Genomic DNA, 16,872 nt, shown 5'->3' with positions numbered 1-16,872 from the left:
GCCCCCGAATCTATGAGCACGGCGTGACCGGGGTGTTACAGGAGGCTGCGCGCAGACCGTCCGACCGGCCGCCATCGTGCGCAGGTGTCGCCGCAATCGTTTGCAGGCGCAGCCGCAATCGCGACTTGCGTCGCTCCCACATGCGACCCGGGCGAGGTGGTTCGCTCCGGATCGGGGATGCGGTGCTTCCACCGCCGCGGAGCCGCGATGGTCTTGTGGGAGCGACGCGAGTCGCGATTCTGCGCTTCAGCCCCCGCCTACGCTCAGCCGGTTGTGCCGCAGCGAGCTCCAGAACGCCGCGCCGATCAGCACCGCGCCGATCAGGCCGGTGAAGGTCTCCGGGATGTGCATGTGCACTCCCACGAACATGATCGCCGCCAGCGCACCGATGGCCCAGAAGGCGCCGTGCTCCAGATAGCGGTAGGCCTCGAGCGTGCCGCGATACACCAGCATCAGCGTGAACGAGCGCACGAACATCGCCCCCACGCCCAGGCCGATGGCGATGATCGGCAGGCTGGTGGTGAGCGCGAAGGCGCCGATGACGCCGTCGAAGCTGAAGGACGCGTCCAGCAGCTCCAGGTACATGAAGCCGGCGAAGCCGGTCTTGGCGACCATCTTGCCGCCTTCGCCCTCCTCGCCGCCCATGATCGCGCCCAGGCCGTCGGCGGCGATATAGACGATCAGCCCCCACACCCCGGCGACGATGAACTCCATGCGCTTGTCCGCACCGTCGATCCACGCCGAGGTGGCGAGGATGGCGAGCAGGGTCAGCAGGATCTGCGCGGCCTCCAGGCGGCCGAGCTTGGTCAGCGGGCTCTCGATCGGCGCCAGCCAGTGGGTGTCCTTGTTCTCGTCGATGAAGAACTTCAGGAAGACCATCATCAGGAAGGCGCCGCCGAAGGCCGCGATCTCGTGATGCGCCGAGGTGAGCAGGCGGGCGTATTCGTCGGGGTTGAAGAGCGCGAGATCGACCACCTCGACCGGCCCCAGGCTGGCGACCACGCCGACGATGGCGAGCGGGAACACGATGCGCATGCCGAACACCGCGATCAGGATGCCCCACAGCAGGAAGCGCTGGCGCCACTTCTCGTCCATGTGGCGCAGCACGGTGGCGTTGACCACCGCGTTGTCGAAGGACAACGAGGTCTCCAGCACCGCCAGCACGGCGACGATGAAGGCGGCCGGCCAGCCGCCGAGCAGATAGCCGCCGACGAGCCCGAAGACGGTGAAGCCGATCGACCAGGTGAAGTACTTCAGATTCTGCATTGGGGGAGGGAGCGAAAAAAGGTGCGCAATGTTAGCGCTTTCCCTCCCCGCTGCGGAGTGCGGTGGCCGGCTCGTGTTCCGCCGACTTGCGCTCGGGCGAGCGAACCGACATGGCCTCCGGAGCCGTGCCCCAGGAGCGACGCCAGTCGCGATCGGACGGTCGAGTCGCGCCGGCGCCTCCGGAGAGGCCGGAATCGCGACGCGCCTCGTCCTAGGCCTCCTCGCCCAGGTACGCCGCGCGCACCTTCGGATCCTGCAACAAGGCGCTGCCACTGCCGGTGAGGGTGATCCGCCCCGACTCCATCACGTAGCCGCGCTGCGCGAACTCGAGCGCGAGGTTGGCGTTCTGCTCGACGAGCAGGATGGTGACACCCTCGCGCGCCACCGACTGCACGACCTCGAAGATCTTCTCCACGATCAGCGGTGCCAGGCCCATGGACGGCTCGTCGAGCAGCAGCAGGCGCGGGCGCGACAGCAGGGCGCGGCCGATCGCCACCATCTGCTGCTCGCCGCCCGACAGCGTGCCGGCGACCTGGGCCAGGCGTTCCTTGACTCGCGGCAGCATGGTGTAGACGCGCTCAAGGTCGGCCTCGATGGCGGCTGCGTCCTTGCGCGTGTACGCGCCCATGCGCAGGTTCTCCTCCACCGTCAGGCGGGTGAAGATGCCGCGCCCCTCGGGAACCAGCGCGATGCCTGCGCGCAGGCGGCGGTGGGCGGGCAGGGCGTTGATGCGCTCGCCCTTGTAGTGGATGTCGCCGCCGGCGATCGGCAGTACGCCGGCGATGGCGTTGAGCGTGGTCGTCTTCCCGGCGCCATTGGCGCCGATCAGGCACACGGTCTCGCCGGCATGGAGCTCGAGCGCGATGCCCTTGACCGCCTGGATGCCACCATAGGCGATCTTCAGCTCCTGCAGGCGCAGCAGCGGCGTGCTCGGCTCGAGCCGGGGATCAGTTTGCATGCTTGCCTCCGCCCAGATAGGCGGCGATCACCGCTTCGTCCTTCTGCACCACTGCGGGCACGTCCTCGGCGATCTTGCTGCCGAAGTCGAGCACCGCGACGCGGTCGCACAGGCCCATCACCAGCTTCACGTCGTGCTCGATCAGCATCACGGTGATGCCGTCGTTGCGGATCTGCTGGATCAGTTGCTTGAGCTGGCCGGTTTCGGTGGCGTTCATGCCCGCCGCCGGTTCGTCGAGCGCGAGCAGCTGCGGCTCGGTGGCGAGCGCGCGCGCGATCTCCAGGCGGCGCTGGTCGCCGTAGGAGAGGTTCTTCGACACCACGTCTGCGAAGCGCTCGATGCCGACGTAGCGCAGCAGCTCGTAGGCGCGCTCGGTGGTCAGGCGTTCCTCCTCGCGGGTGAAGCGGTTCTGCGTCAGCACGCCCCATATGCCCGCCCGGGTGCGGATGTGGTGGCCGGCCATGACGTTCTCGAGCGCGGTGAGGTCGCGGAACAGGCGGATGTTCTGGAAGGTGCGGGCGATGCCGCGGCCGACCACCTTGTGCGGCTTGCCGCTGGGCAGCTCGCTGCCGTTGAAGACGAACTCGCCGCCGTCGGGGGTGTAGGCACCGGTGAGGACGTTGAAGAAGGTGGTCTTGCCGGCGCCGTTGGGGCCGATCAGACCGTAGACCTCGCCCTTGCGGATGGTCAGCGACACGTCGGACAAGGCCTGCAGGCCGCCGAAGCGCTTGCCGATGTTGCGGGCTTCGAGCAGCGTGATCACTTTGCGGCCTCCCGCTTCGGCGTGTTGTTCAGGTGATGGCTCAGGTGGTGATCGTGGCAGTAGCGCGCACGCGCCGGAATCATGCCGGCCGGGCGCAGCAGCATCATCAGGATCATCGCCAGCGACAGCAGCAGCATGCGCAGCACCTCGGGGTCGAGCAGCACGTGGCCGAACAGGGTCTGCTGCAGCGGCACGGCGACGTCGCGCAGGATTTCGGGCAGCAGCGCGAGCACGAAGGCGCCGACCACCGCGCCGGCGAGGTTGCCCATGCCGCCGAACACCACCATGGTCAGCACCGCGATCGACTCCATCAGGCTGAAGCTCTCCGGGCTGACGAAGCCCTGGAAGGCGCCGAACAGCGCGCCCGCCACGCCGCCGAAGGTGGCGCCGAGGGCGAAGGCGAGCAGCTTCATGTCGCGGGTGTTGATGCCGATCGCCTTGGCGGCGAGCTCGTCGTCGCGCATCGCCGCCCACGCGCGGCCGATGCGCGAGATCTGCAGGCGCTGGATGAAGATGATCGAGGCGACCACCGCGGCCAGGAAGAAGTAGTAGTAGAGGAACAGCGAGTGGATGGTGAAGTCCTCGCCGATGCGGATGTTGCGCGACAGGTCCCAGCCGAACAGGTTGATCGGGTCGATCATGTTGATGCCCTGCGGGCCGTTGGTGATGTTGACCGGGTAGTTGAGGTTGAGCATGAAGATGCGCACGATCTCGCCGAAACCGAGGGTGACGATGGCGAGGTAATCCCCGCGTAATCGCAACACCGGAAAGCCGAGCATTACGCCGGCGAGCGCGGCGAAGGCGGCGCCCAGCGGCAGGATGACCCAGAACGGCAGATGCACGTCGAAGTGCGGCGAAGCCAGGAAGGCGAAAGTGTAGGCGCCCACCGCATAGAACGCGATGTAGCCGAGGTCGAGCAGGCCGGCGAAGCCGACCACCAGGTTGAGGCCGAGCGCCAGCATCATGTAGAGCAGCGCGAAGTCGAGGATGCGCACCCAGCTGCGGCCGAACTGCCAGGCGATGAAGGGCGCCGCGATGGCGACGAGGATGATCAGCCAGCGCGCGGCGGTGGGGTTGCGCTTGCCCAGCCAGGGGACGGCGGCGACGAGTTCGTTCATGGTGCGTGCTCGCTCAGGCCCGGTCCGACACGCGTTCGCCGAGCAGTCCGGTGGGCCGGAAGATCAGCACCAGGCCGAGGATGATGAAGGCGAAGATGTCCTGGTAGGACGAGTTGAGGAAGCCGAAGGTGAGGTGCTCGATGTAGCCCGCGCCGAAGGACTCCACCAGCCCGAGCACGACGCCGCCGAGCATCGCGCCACCGAGGTTGCCGATGCCGCCCAGCACCGCGGCGGTGAAGGCCTTGAGGCCCGGCATGAAGCCCATGCCGTAGTGGGCGATGCCGTAGTTGCTGGCGAACATCACCCCGGCCACGGCGGCGAGCGCGGCACCGATGACGAAGGTGAGCGCGATCACCGCGTTGGTGTCGACCCCCATCAGGCTGGCGACGCGGTGGTTCTCGGCGGTCGCGCGCATCGCGCGGCCGATGCGGGTGCGATTGACGAGCAGCAGCAGGCCGACCATCAGCAGCGCCGACACCACCACGATGGCGATCTGCACCGGGGTGACGAACACGCCGGGGATCGGCTGCAGCGGCGTGGTCGAGATGAGTTGCGGGAAGGTGTGGTAGTTGCGGCCCCAGATGATCATCGCCAGGGTCTGCAGCAGGAAGGACACGCCGATCGCGGTGATCAGCGGCGCCAGGCGCGGCGCGTTGCGCAATCGCCGGTAGGCGAGCCGCTCCATGGTGAAGCCGAGCAGCATGCAGATCACCATCGCCACCGCGAGCGCGATCGCCAGCATCACCAGCGGAGACATGCCGGGTGCCATGCCCATCAGGAACAGCATGGTCTGCAGCGCGACCAGCGCGCCCACCATCAGCACGTCGCCGTGGGCGAAATTGATCAGGCCCAGGATGCCGTACACCATGGTGTAGCCGAGCGCGATCAGCGCGTAGACGCTGCCGATCACCAGCCCGTTGATGAATTGCTGGATCAGGGTTTCCATGCTGCCTTCTTGAAGTCTGCGGAGTCGCGCGCCACGCCCCGGCGGACGCGCAGGGTCTCCGGGGCGGGCAAATCGAAACGGGGATGTCGCGCGCCGCCGGCGCGCCGCAAGCGGGTGCGCCGGCGGCGGTTCAGGCGCTTACAGCGGCACCCAGGCGCCGTCCTTGAAGTTGTAGATCGTCACCGCGCCTTCCTTGATGTCGCCGTTGGCGTCGAAGGAGACGTTGCCGATCACGCCCGGGAAGTTGCTCTTCTTGAGCTCGGGCAGGTACTTGGACGGCTCGACCGAGTCGGCTTTCTGCATCGCGGTGATGATGGCCATCGCGGCGTCGTAGGCGTAGGGGGCATACACCTGCACGTCGGCGTTGAAGCGCTTCTTGTAACGCTCGCGGAAGTCGGCGCCGCCCGGCATCTTCTCCAGCGGCAGGCCCGGCATCGAGCAGTAGGCGCTGGACGACATGCCGTCGCCGGCGAGCTTGATCATCTCGGGGCTGCAGCCGCCGTCGCCGGTGAGGAACTTGGCGGTGATGCCGAGCTGCTTCATCTGCCGCACCATCGGGCCGGCCTGGGCGTCCATGCCGCCGTAGAAGACGACCTCGGGGTTGGTGGCGCGGATCTTGGTGAGGATGGCGTTGAAGTCGGTGGCCTTGTCGGTGGTGAATTCGCGCGCGACGACCTCGCCGCCGGACTCCTTCACCGCCTTCGCGGTCTCGTCGGCCAGGCCCTGGCCGTAGGCGGTGCGGTCGTCGATGATCGCGACGCGCTTGGCGCCGAGCGCGCCGGTGGCGTACTTGCCGAGCCCGGTACCTTGCTGCACGTCGTTGGCGATGGTGCGGAACACGCCGCTGAAGTTCTGCAGCGTCAGCTTCGGGTTGGTCGAGGCCGGCGACACCTGCGGAATGCCCGCCTGGTCGTAGATGCGCGAGGCCGGAATCGAGGTGCCCGAGTTCAGATGCCCGATCACCCCCTTCACCCCGGCATCGACCAGGCGCTGCGCCACCGTGGTGCCGGTGCGCGGGTCGGCCTGGTCGTCCTCGCCGACCAGCTCGAACTTGACCTTCTTGCCGCCGATCGTCACGCCCTTGGCGTTGGCCTCCTCGATGGCGAGGCGGGTGCCGTTCTCGAGATCCTTGCCAAGGTGCGACTGGTTACCGGTGAGCGGGGCGGCCCCGCCCAGCTTGACGACCACTTCCTGCGCTTGGGCGGCACTGAGGCCGATGCTCATCAGGGCGACTGCGACGACGGTTCTCTTCATGCTCTGGATCTCCGGGGTGATCGGGGGAGGGGTTTGGGTGAAGCCGAAACGCGTCCGTATTGTGCCCAAAAAAACGCGTTGCGAATGGGCGAATTAACTGCGCGAATGACTTGTCCTGCCCTGAGGCTGAAGCAAGCGCCATGCCAAGCAAGCGACCGTATTGGGCAGGCATGCCCGGGTCATGCGACGTCGTCGATGGTGCGAAGCCGGTGGTCGCCGAGTGCTAAGCGTTGCTTGTCCCGCAACCGGCGATCCACCCCTCCAGCGGATCCATCCCGGCGGGCAGGCCGAAGTGCGGCGGGCCAAGGCGCGCAGCCGCGGCCGCCTGCAGCAGCGCGAGCGCGGCGTCCAGAAGATCGCCGCTGGCGTCGTCGAGCATGGCCTGGTGTTGTTCGCGCGTGGCGGCCAACACCAGCGGTCGGGACGCGCCCTGCGACGAGACCGGTCCGACGGTGAGCGTGTCGATGATCTGCTTGCGTGCCGCATGGCGTTCCGCGTTCTGCTTGCGGCGCTCGTCGCTCTTGTACGAAGCGGGGGTGATGCGGCGGGCGAGCAGCCCGGGATAAGCCTCGATGGCCACGCGGCTCGGGTCACCGTCGTGCATGCCCGGCACACGCACGCCAGCGGCAAGCAGACGCGGCGCCCCTTCCAGGAACATCAGCCCGACCGGCGGATTCACCAGCTTCAGCGGACTGTGCGAGCGTGCGGGGAGGTCGGTGGCGCGATGGGCATAGCGGCGACCGACCGGGCGAGATTCGCGGTAGGCATCGAGCGCGGCGCGAAAGGCGGGCTTGCCGAGCGTGGCGCAATGGCGCACGAGGGCTGGCCAGGTCTGCGGCCAGTCCAGGTCGGCGATCGCCTCGCGCGGCAGTCCGAACGGGAAGTCAAAGGCGCCTAGCCAGGGGCCGGGGCGAGCGAGCAGGGCCTCGAAGCCGGGCCAGTCAACGCAGTGCTCGAAACGGACGAGCTCCACGCGCGCGCCGTCGAGGTGGCCATGGGCCACGGTGATCGGCTTGGCGCGGCGGGGTGAGGAGGTGAAGTCCACGCCGTACAGTCGGGTCGTCATCGCTGCATGTCTCCAGCGACGCAATGCGTCGTGATCGGTGCTTCGGCGCTGCAGGCCGCACCGCGTCGGGACGGACGCGATGCCCGGTGCAACGCGGGCCGATCCGGGGCACGTACTCGCGTTCCGGCACCATCGCAGTGCGCGCCGCGGATTTGAACCCGGCCGTCAGCGCGCATTGGCCACCCGCGCCGCCGTGCAGAGGGTGTTGAAGTGGATCGTCACCGTGTCGTCGATCGGCTGCGCGTAGCCACCGGCCATGGCCACGGCGACCGGCACGTCGGCGGCGCGGCACCGGCCGAGCACGCGTTCGTCGCGCCGGCGCAGGCCGTCGATGCTGAGCGCGAGCCGGCCGAGGCGGTCGCCGGCGTAGGGGTCGGCGCCGGCGAGGTAGATCACCAGCTCGGGGCGGCCGCGGGTGAAGACGGTGTCGAGCGCCGCATCGAGCGCGGCGAGGTAGGCCTCGTCGCCGGTGTCGTCGGGCAGTTCGACGTCGAGGTCGCTCGCCTGCTTGCGGAAGGGGAAGTTCTTCGCACCGTGCAGGCTGCAGGTGAAGACCTCGGGCGTGTCGGCGAGGATGGTCGCGGTGCCGTCGCCCTGGTGCACGTCGCAATCGACGATGGCGATGCGGCCGGCGCGGCCCTCGGCCCGCATCGCCAGCGCGGCGATGGCGGCGTCGTTGAACACGCAGAAGCCCGAGCCGAAGTCGCGATGTGCGTGGTGCGTGCCGCCGGCGAGGTTGGCGGCACAGGCTGCGCCGCCCTCGCGATCGAGCGCGCTGCGGCAGGCGGCCAGCGTGGCGCCCGCCGAGCGGCGCGAGCGCTCGACCATCGCCGCGCTCCATGGAAAGCCGATGCGGCGTACCTCGGCCGCGTCCAGCGTGCCGCCGGCGACGCGCTGCAGGTAGCCGGCGTCGTGGGCGCGCAGGATCTCGGCGTCGCTGGCGGCGGCAGGGACGCGCAAGTCGTCGTCGGCGAACAGGCCGCTGTCGCGCAGGCGCGCGCGCAGCCGCGAGTATTTTTCCATCGGAAAGCGGTGGCCCGCGGGCAGCGGGAGGACGAAATGGTCGGCGTAGTAGAGCTTCAAGGTGGACGGGTTCCGGTTGAACTCGGGCGCGGCAAGGGCGGGCGTTCTGTTCCCGCACGGCTTGGGACCGTGTGCGCCGCAATTGGTGCGCAAAGCATAAGCCGCCGCGCAGCCGCGGCGGCGCCATCGACGCCCGCCTTGAACGCGTATCTCGAACGCGCACGGCCGCAGCTGGGCGGGGACGTGAATCCGCGCCTTCGAGGGGCGGTCAGGATGCTGGCGGACACGAGCCGGACGCGCTGCAACAGGGATGGATTGTCCTGCTCCGTGGAGCGTTCCTGTTGTCAGGCGTTTATGGTGCAGTGCAATATGTCGAATGTCGATTCCATGTCCACTCCAAATCGAGGCTGAAATTGGGTTTCCGCCTGTTCCTGGCAAGCATCCGTGCGGCCATCCTGCGCTTCTGCGCCGGCAAGACCGCCGCCCGCGCGCGTCTGCCGGGGACGCGCGTCGCCTCCACGGCCGTGCCGCCAGTGCCGGCAGATGCGCCGGAAGTTGCACCCGCGTCGATATCCGAGCCTGGGCCCGCACACGCGGAGTCCCCGTCGATGCCTGAGCGTCGCGATCCACTCGGCGCCGAATCCGCGCCCGACGAGCATGTCGAGCCTGCCGCCATCGTCGCCGCGCCCGATCCGGACGCCGAACGATTGCTCGCGCGCTGTGCCCGTCTGCAGGCCCAGATGCTCGACTTCACCGGCCGTCTCGCCGACATGGAGCAGCAGGTGCGCAGCTACGAGCAGCAGCAGTTCCTTGCCCTCGGCGACGTGGTGGGTGAATGCCTGCGCCTGCGCCGGGAATATCTCGACCTGAAGGCCGAGCGCTCGGGTGCGGCGGCCGATCGGGAGCAGGCGCGCCAGGCCGAAGCGGACTTCGACGCCTACCGCCGCAGCACCGCGCACACGCCCGTGCCGCGGCCCGAACTCGATGACGACGAGCAGGACGAACTGCGCCGGCTGTATCGCGCGGCGGCCATGCGCTGCCATCCGGACCGTGCGGAGGAGGCCGAGCGCGCCGAGGCGCACGACGTCTTCCTGCGCGTGCAGGCTGCCTACCAGGCGCGCGACCTCGCGGGGCTGCGCGCCATCACCGCCGAGCTGGCGGGGTGGGCGCGCAAGCGCGACGACGCGAGCCCTGTGCAGGGGAGCGCGGCGCCCGCGAGCAGCGCCGTCCGGCGTCGGGTTGCCGAACTGCAGACCCGGGTCGCCGACCTGATCCTTGCCGTGCAGACCCTGCAACTGGATCCCGCGTACCGCCGGGCCGTTCAGGTCGAGCGCTGGGAAACGCACTTTGCCGAAGCGCGCGCCGGCTTCGAGGCCGAATGCGAGAGCTTGCGCGAGCAGATCGCCGGACTGGCGTCGCGTCGAAGTTGAGACCGGCGCGGGGCGCCCGCGGCTCAAAGCGCCAAGCACCCACCGCGAGCCTCACCCCCGCATCACACTTCCAGCGCGCGCACCTTCACCTTCTTGCCCTTGAGCGTGCCCGCCGACAGCCGGCGCACCGCCTCGCGCGCGATCGCGCGCTCGACCGCGACGTAGGTGGTCTGGTCGGTGACGGTGATCTTGCCGACCTGCTCGCGGGTGAAGCCGGCCTCGCCGGTCAGCGCGCCGAGCACGTCTGCAGGGCGGATCTTGTCCTTGCGTCCGCCCAGGATCAGCAGCGTCGTCATCGGCGCCTGCAGGGGCTCGTTCGCGTCTTCCACCAGTTCGTCGAGGGCGTGCCACTCGGGCTCGAAGCCCATCCTCTGCGCGATGCTCGCGACGCGGCGCTTGTCCGCGCTGCTGCACAGGTTCAGCGCCCAGCCCTCTTCGTCGCCGCGGCCGGTGCGGCCGATGCGGTGGATGTGGATCTCCGGGTCGGGGGTGACGTCGACGTTGATCACCGCCTCGAGACGTGCGATGTCCAGCCCGCGCGCGGCGACGTCGGTGGCGACGAGCACCGAGCAGCTGCGGTTGGCGAACTGGATCAGCACCTGGTCACGCTCGCGCTGCTCCATCTCGCCGTTGAGGGCGAGCGCCGCGAAGCCCCGCGCGCGCAGCAGCTCGACGAGGTCGCGGCACTGCTGGCGGGTGTTGCAGAAGGCCAGCGTGCTGACCGGGCGGAAGTGGCGCAGCAGCGTCGCGACCGCCTCCAGCCGCGCCGGGTGGGCGACCTCGTAGAAACGCTGGCGGATCTTGCCGTGCGCGTGTTGCTCGAGCAGCTTCACCTCCTGCGGCTCGCGCAGGAAACGCGCGGCCAGGCGGGCGATGCCCTCGGGGTAGGTGGCGGAGAACAGCAGGGTCTGGCGCTCGGAGGGGCAGCGGCTGGCCACGAAGGCGATGTCGTCGTGGAAACCCATGTCCAGCATGCGGTCGGCTTCGTCCAGCACCAGCGTGTTCAGGGCCTCGAGCACCAGGCTGCCGCGTTCGAGGTGGTCCATGATGCGCCCGGGCGTGCCGACCACGACGTGCGCGCCGTGCTCGAGGCTGTCGCGCTGCGGGCGCATCGGCGTGCCGCCGCACAGCGCCAGCACCTTGATGTTGGCCTCGAAGCGCGCCAGGCGGCGGATCTCCTGGGTGACCTGGTCGGCCAGCTCGCGGGTCGGGCACAGCACCATGGCCTGGACGGCGAGCTTGCGCACGTCGAGCCGGGCCAGCAGGGGCAGGGCGAAGGCCGCGGTCTTGCCGCTGCCGGTCTTGGCCTGGGCGATGAGGTCGTGCCCGGCGAGGGCCAGCGGCAGGCTGGCCGCCTGGATCGGGGTCATGGCCCGGTAGTCGAGCTGGCGCAGGGTGTCCAGCATGGCGGGCGAGAGCGGCAGGCCGTCGAAAGGCAGGCCGGGGGTTGCGGGCGGGAGTGACCCGGGCGGGGCGTCCGGGGGACTCGCGAGGATGGGTGAGGAGGGGGGCGTCGGTTCGGTCATGCGCGATTATCGCGGCGGATTCGACATCTTCCCTAGAGAACTTTGTGCGATCGGCCGGAATCGCCGTGTCCGAGGGGGCGGGAACTTCACGCCGCGTTTTGTTTCAGACCCCGGCGACGTCGACGTGCTCCATGACGGGAAACACATTCTGCGCTGCCCGATCGCGACTTGCGTCGCTCCTACGGTGCGGCCCGCGCGTAGGAGCGACGCAAGTCGCGATCCATGCGATCCCTGCGGTCGAGACGCCACGACGCCTGGAATGCATGCCGACCATCGTGATCCCGCGTCGCGCCAGCCGTCTCCCTTGCCCCCGCCGCAACCGGATTGAGGACGCCGAAGGATCCACCCGCGTCCGCCTGTACTACACTCGGACACCCGCGACAAACCACGACAACACGGTGCAGCCATGAGCCTCATCGAAAGCGTCCGCCCCCTGCAGAGCAAGCTGACCGCGATCCGCCGCGACATCCACGCCCACCCCGAGCTCGCCTTCGAGGAGCGCCGCACCGCCGAGCTGGTGGCGCGCCATCTGGAGGCGCTCGGTATCGAGACCCATCGCGGCATCGGCGGCACCGGCGTGGTCGGTGTGGTGCGCGGCCGCCGCGGGCTGCGTGCGATCGGGCTGCGCGCCGACATGGATGCGTTGCCGATCACCGAGCGCAACGAGTTCGCGCACAAGTCCACCATCCAGGGCTGCATGCACGCCTGCGGTCACGACGGTCACACCACCATGCTGCTCGGCGCGGCCGAGGCGCTGGCCGCACGGCGCGACTTCGACGGCACGGTGTACCTGATCTTCCAGCCCGCCGAGGAAGGCGAGGGTGGCGCGCCGGCGATGATCGCCGACGGACTCTTCGAGCGCTTTCCCATGGAGGCGGTGTTCGGCATGCACAACTGGCCGGGCATGGAGGCGGGGAGCTTCGCCGTCCACGCCGGCCCGGTGATGGCGAGCGCCGACCGCTTCGACATCCGCTTCACCGGCGTCGGCGCGCATGCGGCGATGCCGCACCTCGGCGTGGACCCGGTGGTGGCGGGCGCGGCCTTCGTGCAGGCGGCGCAGACCCTGGTGAGCCGCGTGCTCGATCCGATCGACGCCGGCGTGGTGTCGGTGACCCAGTTCCATGCCGGCGAGGCCTACAACGTGATCCCCGACCGCGCCGAGCTGTGCGGCACGGTGCGCACCTTCTCCGCCGAGGTGCGCGACCGCCTCGAGCGCGGCCTGCGCCAGGTGGCCGAGGGGATCGCGCAGAGCCATGGTGTGCAGGTGGATTTCGAGTTCCGCCGCGGCTATCCCCCGACCGTCAACACTGTCGCCGAGGCCACGCTGTGCGCCGAGGCGGCGCGCGCGGTGGCGGGACCGGAGCGGGTATTCACCGACCGCCGCCCGAGCATGGGTGCGGAGGATTTCGCTTATTTCCTGCAGGAGAAGCCGGGCGCCTACGTGTGGGTCGGCAACGGCCCGGGCGAGGGCGGCTGCATGCTGCACAACCCCAACTACGACTTCAACGACGAGGTGCTGCCGGCCGGCGTGGCCTACTGGTGCGCGCTGGTGCAGCGCCTGCTCGGCGGCGTGAAGTGAGCGCCGCCCGATGATGCGCACGCTTCGACTCGCCCTGCGCATGATGCTGCGCGACTTGCGCGCGGGCGAGCTGCACCTGCTCGGGCTGGCGATCATGATCGCGGTGGCGAGCCTGACCAGCGTGGGCTTCCTCGCCGACCGCGTCGGGCGCGCGCTCGATCGCGAGGCCAACCAGCTCCTCGGTGGCGACCTGCTGCTGCGCGCCGACAAGCCGTGGCCCGACGCCTTCATCGACGAGGCGCGCAGCCGCGGCCTGCAGACCGCCAGGACGGTGCTGTTCACCAGCATGGCGAGTACCGCCGAGGGCGCGGCGCTCGGCGGCGTCAAGGTGGTGGAGGACGGCTACCCGCTGCGCGGCACCATCCGTCTGGCGCCCGGTCCCAACCAGCCCGACGCTCCCGCAGGTCGCGCGCCCGAAGCGGGCGAGGTGTGGCTGGACGAGCGCCTGTTCGCCGAGCTGGGCGTGAACACCGGCGACAAGGTGGGCCTCGGCGAGCTCGAGTTCCGTGTCGGCGCCATGGTCAGCTTCGAGGCCGACCGCGGCGCCAACTTCTTCAGCCTGCTGCCGCGCGCGATCTTCAACCTCAAGGATCTGGAGGCCACCGGCCTGATCGCCGAGGGCAGCCGCGCCACCTGGCGCTTGCACGTGGCCGGCACGCCGCAGGCGGTGGAGGCTTACGAGAAGTGGGCGCGCGCGAACCTCGGCCGCGGCCAGCGCGTCGAGACCGTGGACAACGCCCGCCCCGAGGTGCGTGCCGCGCTCGACCAGGCGCAGCGCTTCCTGCGCCTGGCGGCGCTGCTCGCGGTGATCCTCGCCGCGGTGGCGGTGGGCCTGTCCGCGCGCCGCTTCATGGCACGCCACCTCGACGGTTGCGCGGTGATGCGCGTGCTCGGTGCGCGTCAGGCGCAGGTGCTGGGCATTGTGGTGGGCGAGTTCCTGCTCTTCGGGCTGGCCGCCGCACTCGCCGGTACCGCGCTGGGCTGGGCGGTGCAGTGGGGGCTGGCGGGCGGGCTGCGCGAGCTGCTCGCCACCGACTTGCCCGCGCCCTCGCCGCTGCCGCTCGCGCATGGCATGGTGGTGGGCATGGCGCTGCTCGCCGGCTTCGTGCTGCCGCAACTGCTGCGCCTGGGCAAGGTCAGCACCCTGCGCGTGCTGCGCCGCGAGTTCGAGTTCGCCGAGCCGGTCTCGGGTGCCGCCTGGGCGCTCGGGCTGGCGGCGCTGCTCGGGCTGATCTTCTGGATCGCCGCCGACGCGCGCCTTGGCGCCATGGTGGCGGCCGGCTTCGCGGTGGCGCTCGGCGTGTTCGCGCTTGCCGCCTGGGGTGTGCTCAGGCTCGCCGGCCGCCTCAAGGGACAGGGCAGCCTGCGCGGTGGCGGCTGGCGCTACGGCATCGCCGCCCTCGGCCGCCGCATGGGCAGCAGCGTGATCCAGTCCGCCGCGCTCGGGCTGGGCATGACCGCGCTGCTGCTGCTCACCCTGGTGCGCGCCGACCTGCTCGACAACTGGCGGCGCATGGCGCCGCCGGACGCGCCCAACCGCTTCGTGATCAACATCCAGCCCGACCAGCGCGCCGGCATCGCCGCGCGGTTCGCCGCCGAGGGCCTGCCGGTGCCGCCCATCCAGCCGATGATTCGCGGCCGCATGGTGGCGATCGAGGGCAAGCCGGTCGACCCCTCGGCGTACGAGGACGAGCGCACGCGGCGCCTGGCCGAGCGCGAGTTCAATCTGTCGTACGGCGCCGAGTTGCCGCCGGGCAACGTCGTCGAGGCGGGGCGCTGGCACGGGGCGGCGGCGCAGCCGCAGTTTTCCGCGCAGTTTTCCGCGCAGTTTTCCGTCGAGGCCGGGCTGGCGAAGACCTTCGGGCTGGCGGTGGGCGACCGTGTGACGTTCGAGATCGGCGGCCGCCGCGTCGAGGCGCCGATCACCAGCGTGCGCAAGCTCGACTGGGACTCGATGCGGGTGAACTTCTTCTTCATCGCCTCGCCCGGCGTGCTGGAGGATTTCCCCGCGACCCTGATCACCAGTTTCCACCTGCCGCCCGCGCGCCACGACTTCACCACGAAGCTGGTCGGCGAGTTCCCCAACCTCACCGTGATCGACACCGCGGCGGTGATCGCACAGGTACAGTCGATGACCGACAAGCTGATCGTGATCGTGCAGTTCGTGTTCGGCTTCGCGGTGCTCGCCGGGCTGGTCGTGCTGTATGCCGCGCTGCAGTCCACTCACGACGAGCGCGACTACGAGCTCGCCATGCTGCGTACCCTGGGCGCGCGCAACCGCCAGGTGCGCCAGGCCTTGTTCGCCGAGTTCCTGGTGCTGGGTGGGGTCGCCGGCGTGCTCGCGGGCGTGGGCGCGAGCGCGATCGGCTGGGTGCTGGCCGAGCAGGTCTTCCGCATGCCCTACGTGCCGGCGCTGGCGCCGGTGCTGGTGGGCGTGGTGCTGGGCGCGGCCGGCGTGGTCGCCGGCGGCTGGCTGGGCACGCGTGCGCTGCTGAGCCGGCCGCCGCTCGCCAGCCTGCGTGCACTGGGCTGAACGCATGACGTCCTTGCAACTGACGCCGGCAGAGTGGCTGCTCGCCGGTCTGCTGGTGGCGGTGCTGGTGCTGCAGGCCTGGGGGCTGCTGCGCGCAGGCGGCGCCGAGCGCCGCCTGCGCGAAGGCCTCGGCGACGACCTCACCGACTTCATGGAGCAGCGTCTGGCCGCGCGCCATCGCGAGCTGCTGCTCGACCTGCACGACGGGCTCGCGCGCCAGACCGACCGCATCGGCGAGCACGCGCGCGCCGACCGCGAGCTGCTGCAGCGCGGGCTCACCGCCGCCTCGCTGCAGCTGTCGCGCGGCATGCAGGCGCTCACGCAGAGCGTGGACGGCCGTCTCGACACGCTCTCGGGTCAGGTCAACCAACGCCTCGACGAGGGCTTCCGCAAGACCAACGAGACCTTCGCCAGCGTGATGGCGCGGCTGGCGACGATCGACGAGGCGCAGAAGAAGATCGACGGCCTCACCACCAACGTGGTCAGCCTGCAGGAGCTGCTCGGCGACAAGCGCGCACGCGGCGCCTTCGGCGAGGTCCAGCTCGAGAACCTCGTGCGCAACATGCTGCCGCCCGAGGCCTTCGCCTTCCAGCAGGTGCTGCCCAACGGCACCCGGGTGGACTGCCTGCTCACCCTGCCGGCGCCTACCGGCAACGTCGCGGTCGATGCCAAGTTCCCGCTCGAGAACTACCACCGCATGTTCGACGACACGCTCGCAGAGCTCGACCGCCGCGCCGCGCAGCAGGCCTTCCGCGCCGACGTGAAGCGCCACGTGGACGCGATCTCCGCCAAGTACATCCTGCCCGGCAGCACGGCCGATGGCGCGGTGATGTTCCTGCCCGCCGAGGCGGTGTTCGCCGAGCTGCACGCCTACCACCCGGAGATCGTGGCCTACGCGCAGCAGAAACGTGTTTGGATCGTGTCCCCGACCACGCTGATGGCGGTGCTCAACACCGCGCGCGCGGTGATGAAGGACGTCGAGACGCGCAAGCAGATCCACGTCATCCAGGACGCGCTCGGCAAGCTCGCGAAGGACTTCCAGCGCTTCGACGAGCGCATGGCCGCGCTCGCCCGCCACATCGAGCAGGCCAGTCGCGACGTGCAGGACGTGCACACTTCGAGCCGCAAGATCAGCGCGCACTTCCGCCGCATCGAGTCGGTGCAACTGGACGAGGAGGACGAAGAGGCGGGCGAGGGCGCGCCGGCGGCGCTGGCTGCCGGGGCCGTGGGAAGGGGATCCGTGGGGGGGGGGCGGGATTGAATTCTGCGGACCTGGGGAATTCTTCCGGGGCCGCTGCGGTCGGACCACCCGTCACGGGCGCGCGCGGATGATCGTCCGTCCGATTTGATGCGGGACAGGGACGGGGCGCGCCGCCGCCCGTATCTTCAGGCCCGACTCGCCGCAAGGCC

The 16,872-nt window shown here is 70.0% G+C and carries 13 protein-coding genes; 4 read left to right on the top strand and 9 right to left on the bottom strand.

All coding sequences use genetic code 11. The annotated features are described in order from the left end of the window. Nucleotides 1-246 precede the first annotated feature (246 nt). From ACZ5PP_RS04135 to ACZ5PP_RS04100, 8 genes are all read right to left on the bottom strand, one after another. Entirely contained in the window at nt 247-1,266 is a 1,020-nt protein-coding gene (locus ACZ5PP_RS04135; protein ID WP_012585513.1) for a DUF475 domain-containing protein, read from the bottom strand. Nucleotides 1,267-1,477: 211 nt separating this feature from the next. After that, a complete protein-coding gene (locus ACZ5PP_RS04130) occupies nt 1,478-2,224 on the bottom strand; it encodes an ABC transporter ATP-binding protein (protein WP_012585512.1) in 747 nt (248 codons plus the stop codon). Continuing rightward, the gene (locus ACZ5PP_RS04125; protein WP_012585511.1) at nt 2,214-2,987 is read right to left on the bottom strand and encodes an ABC transporter ATP-binding protein; all 774 of its coding nucleotides are present in this window, start codon (nt 2,985-2,987) and stop codon (nt 2,214-2,216) included. The genes ACZ5PP_RS04130 and ACZ5PP_RS04125 overlap by 11 nt, the downstream gene beginning before the upstream one ends. Beyond that, nucleotides 2,984-4,105 carry an ABC transporter permease subunit gene (locus ACZ5PP_RS04120; RefSeq protein WP_273421997.1) on the bottom strand — a complete coding sequence of 374 codons (1,122 nt, stop codon included), beginning with the start codon at nt 4,103-4,105 and terminating at the stop codon, nt 2,984-2,986. Before ACZ5PP_RS04120 ends, ACZ5PP_RS04125 begins: the two co-directional genes overlap by 4 nt. A gap of 13 nt (nt 4,106-4,118) precedes the next feature. Then, nucleotides 4,119-5,051, bottom strand: a complete 933-nt coding sequence (locus ACZ5PP_RS04115; protein ID WP_012585510.1) for a branched-chain amino acid ABC transporter permease — start codon at nt 5,049-5,051, stop codon at nt 4,119-4,121. 138 nt (nt 5,052-5,189) lie between these two features. Further along, nucleotides 5,190-6,305 carry a branched-chain amino acid ABC transporter substrate-binding protein gene (locus tag ACZ5PP_RS04110; protein ID WP_004306173.1) on the bottom strand — a complete coding sequence of 372 codons (1,116 nt, stop codon included), beginning with the start codon at nt 6,303-6,305 and terminating at the stop codon, nt 5,190-5,192. A gap of 223 nt (nt 6,306-6,528) precedes the next feature. Further along, the gene (locus ACZ5PP_RS04105) at nt 6,529-7,371 is read right to left on the bottom strand and encodes a DUF429 domain-containing protein (RefSeq protein WP_004306175.1); all 843 of its coding nucleotides are present in this window, start codon (nt 7,369-7,371) and stop codon (nt 6,529-6,531) included. Nucleotides 7,372-7,536: 165 nt separating this feature from the next. Continuing rightward, complete coding sequence (locus tag ACZ5PP_RS04100) at nt 7,537-8,454, bottom strand: histone deacetylase family protein (RefSeq protein WP_012585508.1); 918 nt, start codon at nt 8,452-8,454, stop codon at nt 7,537-7,539. Nucleotides 8,455-9,002: 548 nt separating this feature from the next. On the opposite strand from ACZ5PP_RS04100, the gene ACZ5PP_RS04095 reads away from it, so the two are divergent. Further along, on the top strand, nt 9,003-9,824 hold the full coding sequence (locus ACZ5PP_RS04095) for a DnaJ domain-containing protein (RefSeq protein WP_144312162.1): 822 nt from the start codon (nt 9,003-9,005) through the stop codon (nt 9,822-9,824). 62 nt (nt 9,825-9,886) lie between these two features. Here ACZ5PP_RS04095 and dbpA read toward each other — a convergent pair whose 3' ends face one another. After that, complete coding sequence (gene dbpA, locus ACZ5PP_RS04090) at nt 9,887-11,350, bottom strand: ATP-dependent RNA helicase DbpA (protein WP_273422006.1); 1,464 nt, start codon at nt 11,348-11,350, stop codon at nt 9,887-9,889. A gap of 406 nt (nt 11,351-11,756) precedes the next feature. On the opposite strand from dbpA, the gene ACZ5PP_RS04085 reads away from it, so the two are divergent. The 3 genes from ACZ5PP_RS04085 to ACZ5PP_RS04075 are packed head-to-tail and all read left to right on the top strand — an operon-like array spanning nt 11,757 to nt 16,723. Next, nucleotides 11,757-12,929 carry a M20 aminoacylase family protein gene (locus ACZ5PP_RS04085; RefSeq protein WP_004321811.1) on the top strand — a complete coding sequence of 391 codons (1,173 nt, stop codon included), beginning with the start codon at nt 11,757-11,759 and terminating at the stop codon, nt 12,927-12,929. A gap of 10 nt (nt 12,930-12,939) precedes the next feature. Then, nucleotides 12,940-15,462, top strand: a complete 2,523-nt coding sequence (locus tag ACZ5PP_RS04080; RefSeq protein ID WP_464826783.1) for an ABC transporter permease — start codon at nt 12,940-12,942, stop codon at nt 15,460-15,462. Nucleotides 15,463-15,466: 4 nt separating this feature from the next. Then, on the top strand, nt 15,467-16,723 hold the full coding sequence (locus ACZ5PP_RS04075) for a DNA recombination protein RmuC (protein ID WP_464826782.1): 1,257 nt from the start codon (nt 15,467-15,469) through the stop codon (nt 16,721-16,723). The last annotated feature ends 149 nt before the right edge of the window (nt 16,724-16,872 follow it).

It is taken from the genome of Thauera sp. DNT-1, assembly GCF_055393985.1.
This window is presented reverse-complemented; position numbering and strand designations above follow the sequence as displayed.

What these genes read in the sequence shown, in the direction of transcription:
- ACZ5PP_RS04085 (WP_004321811.1), top strand. Translation starts at nt 11,757, where the DNA reads ATGAGCCTCATCGAAAGCGTCCGCCCCCTGCAGAGCAAGCTGACCGCG.
- ACZ5PP_RS04115 (WP_012585510.1), bottom strand. Translation starts at nt 5,051, where the DNA reads ATGGAAACCCTGATCCAGCAATTCATCAACGGGCTGGTGATCGGCAGC.
- ACZ5PP_RS04120 (WP_273421997.1), bottom strand. Translation starts at nt 4,105, where the DNA reads ATGAACGAACTCGTCGCCGCCGTCCCCTGGCTGGGCAAGCGCAACCCC.
- ACZ5PP_RS04075 (WP_464826782.1), top strand. Translation starts at nt 15,467, where the DNA reads ATGACGTCCTTGCAACTGACGCCGGCAGAGTGGCTGCTCGCCGGTCTG.
- ACZ5PP_RS04135 (WP_012585513.1), bottom strand. Translation starts at nt 1,266, where the DNA reads ATGCAGAATCTGAAGTACTTCACCTGGTCGATCGGCTTCACCGTCTTC.
- ACZ5PP_RS04110 (WP_004306173.1), bottom strand. Translation starts at nt 6,305, where the DNA reads ATGAAGAGAACCGTCGTCGCAGTCGCCCTGATGAGCATCGGCCTCAGT.
- ACZ5PP_RS04105 (WP_004306175.1), bottom strand. Translation starts at nt 7,371, where the DNA reads ATGACGACCCGACTGTACGGCGTGGACTTCACCTCCTCACCCCGCCGC.
- ACZ5PP_RS04095 (WP_144312162.1), top strand. Translation starts at nt 9,003, where the DNA reads ATGCCTGAGCGTCGCGATCCACTCGGCGCCGAATCCGCGCCCGACGAG.
- ACZ5PP_RS04130 (WP_012585512.1), bottom strand. Translation starts at nt 2,224, where the DNA reads ATGCAAACTGATCCCCGGCTCGAGCCGAGCACGCCGCTGCTGCGCCTG.
- ACZ5PP_RS04080 (WP_464826783.1), top strand. Translation starts at nt 12,940, where the DNA reads ATGATGCGCACGCTTCGACTCGCCCTGCGCATGATGCTGCGCGACTTG.
- dbpA (WP_273422006.1), bottom strand. Translation starts at nt 11,350, where the DNA reads ATGACCGAACCGACGCCCCCCTCCTCACCCATCCTCGCGAGTCCCCCG.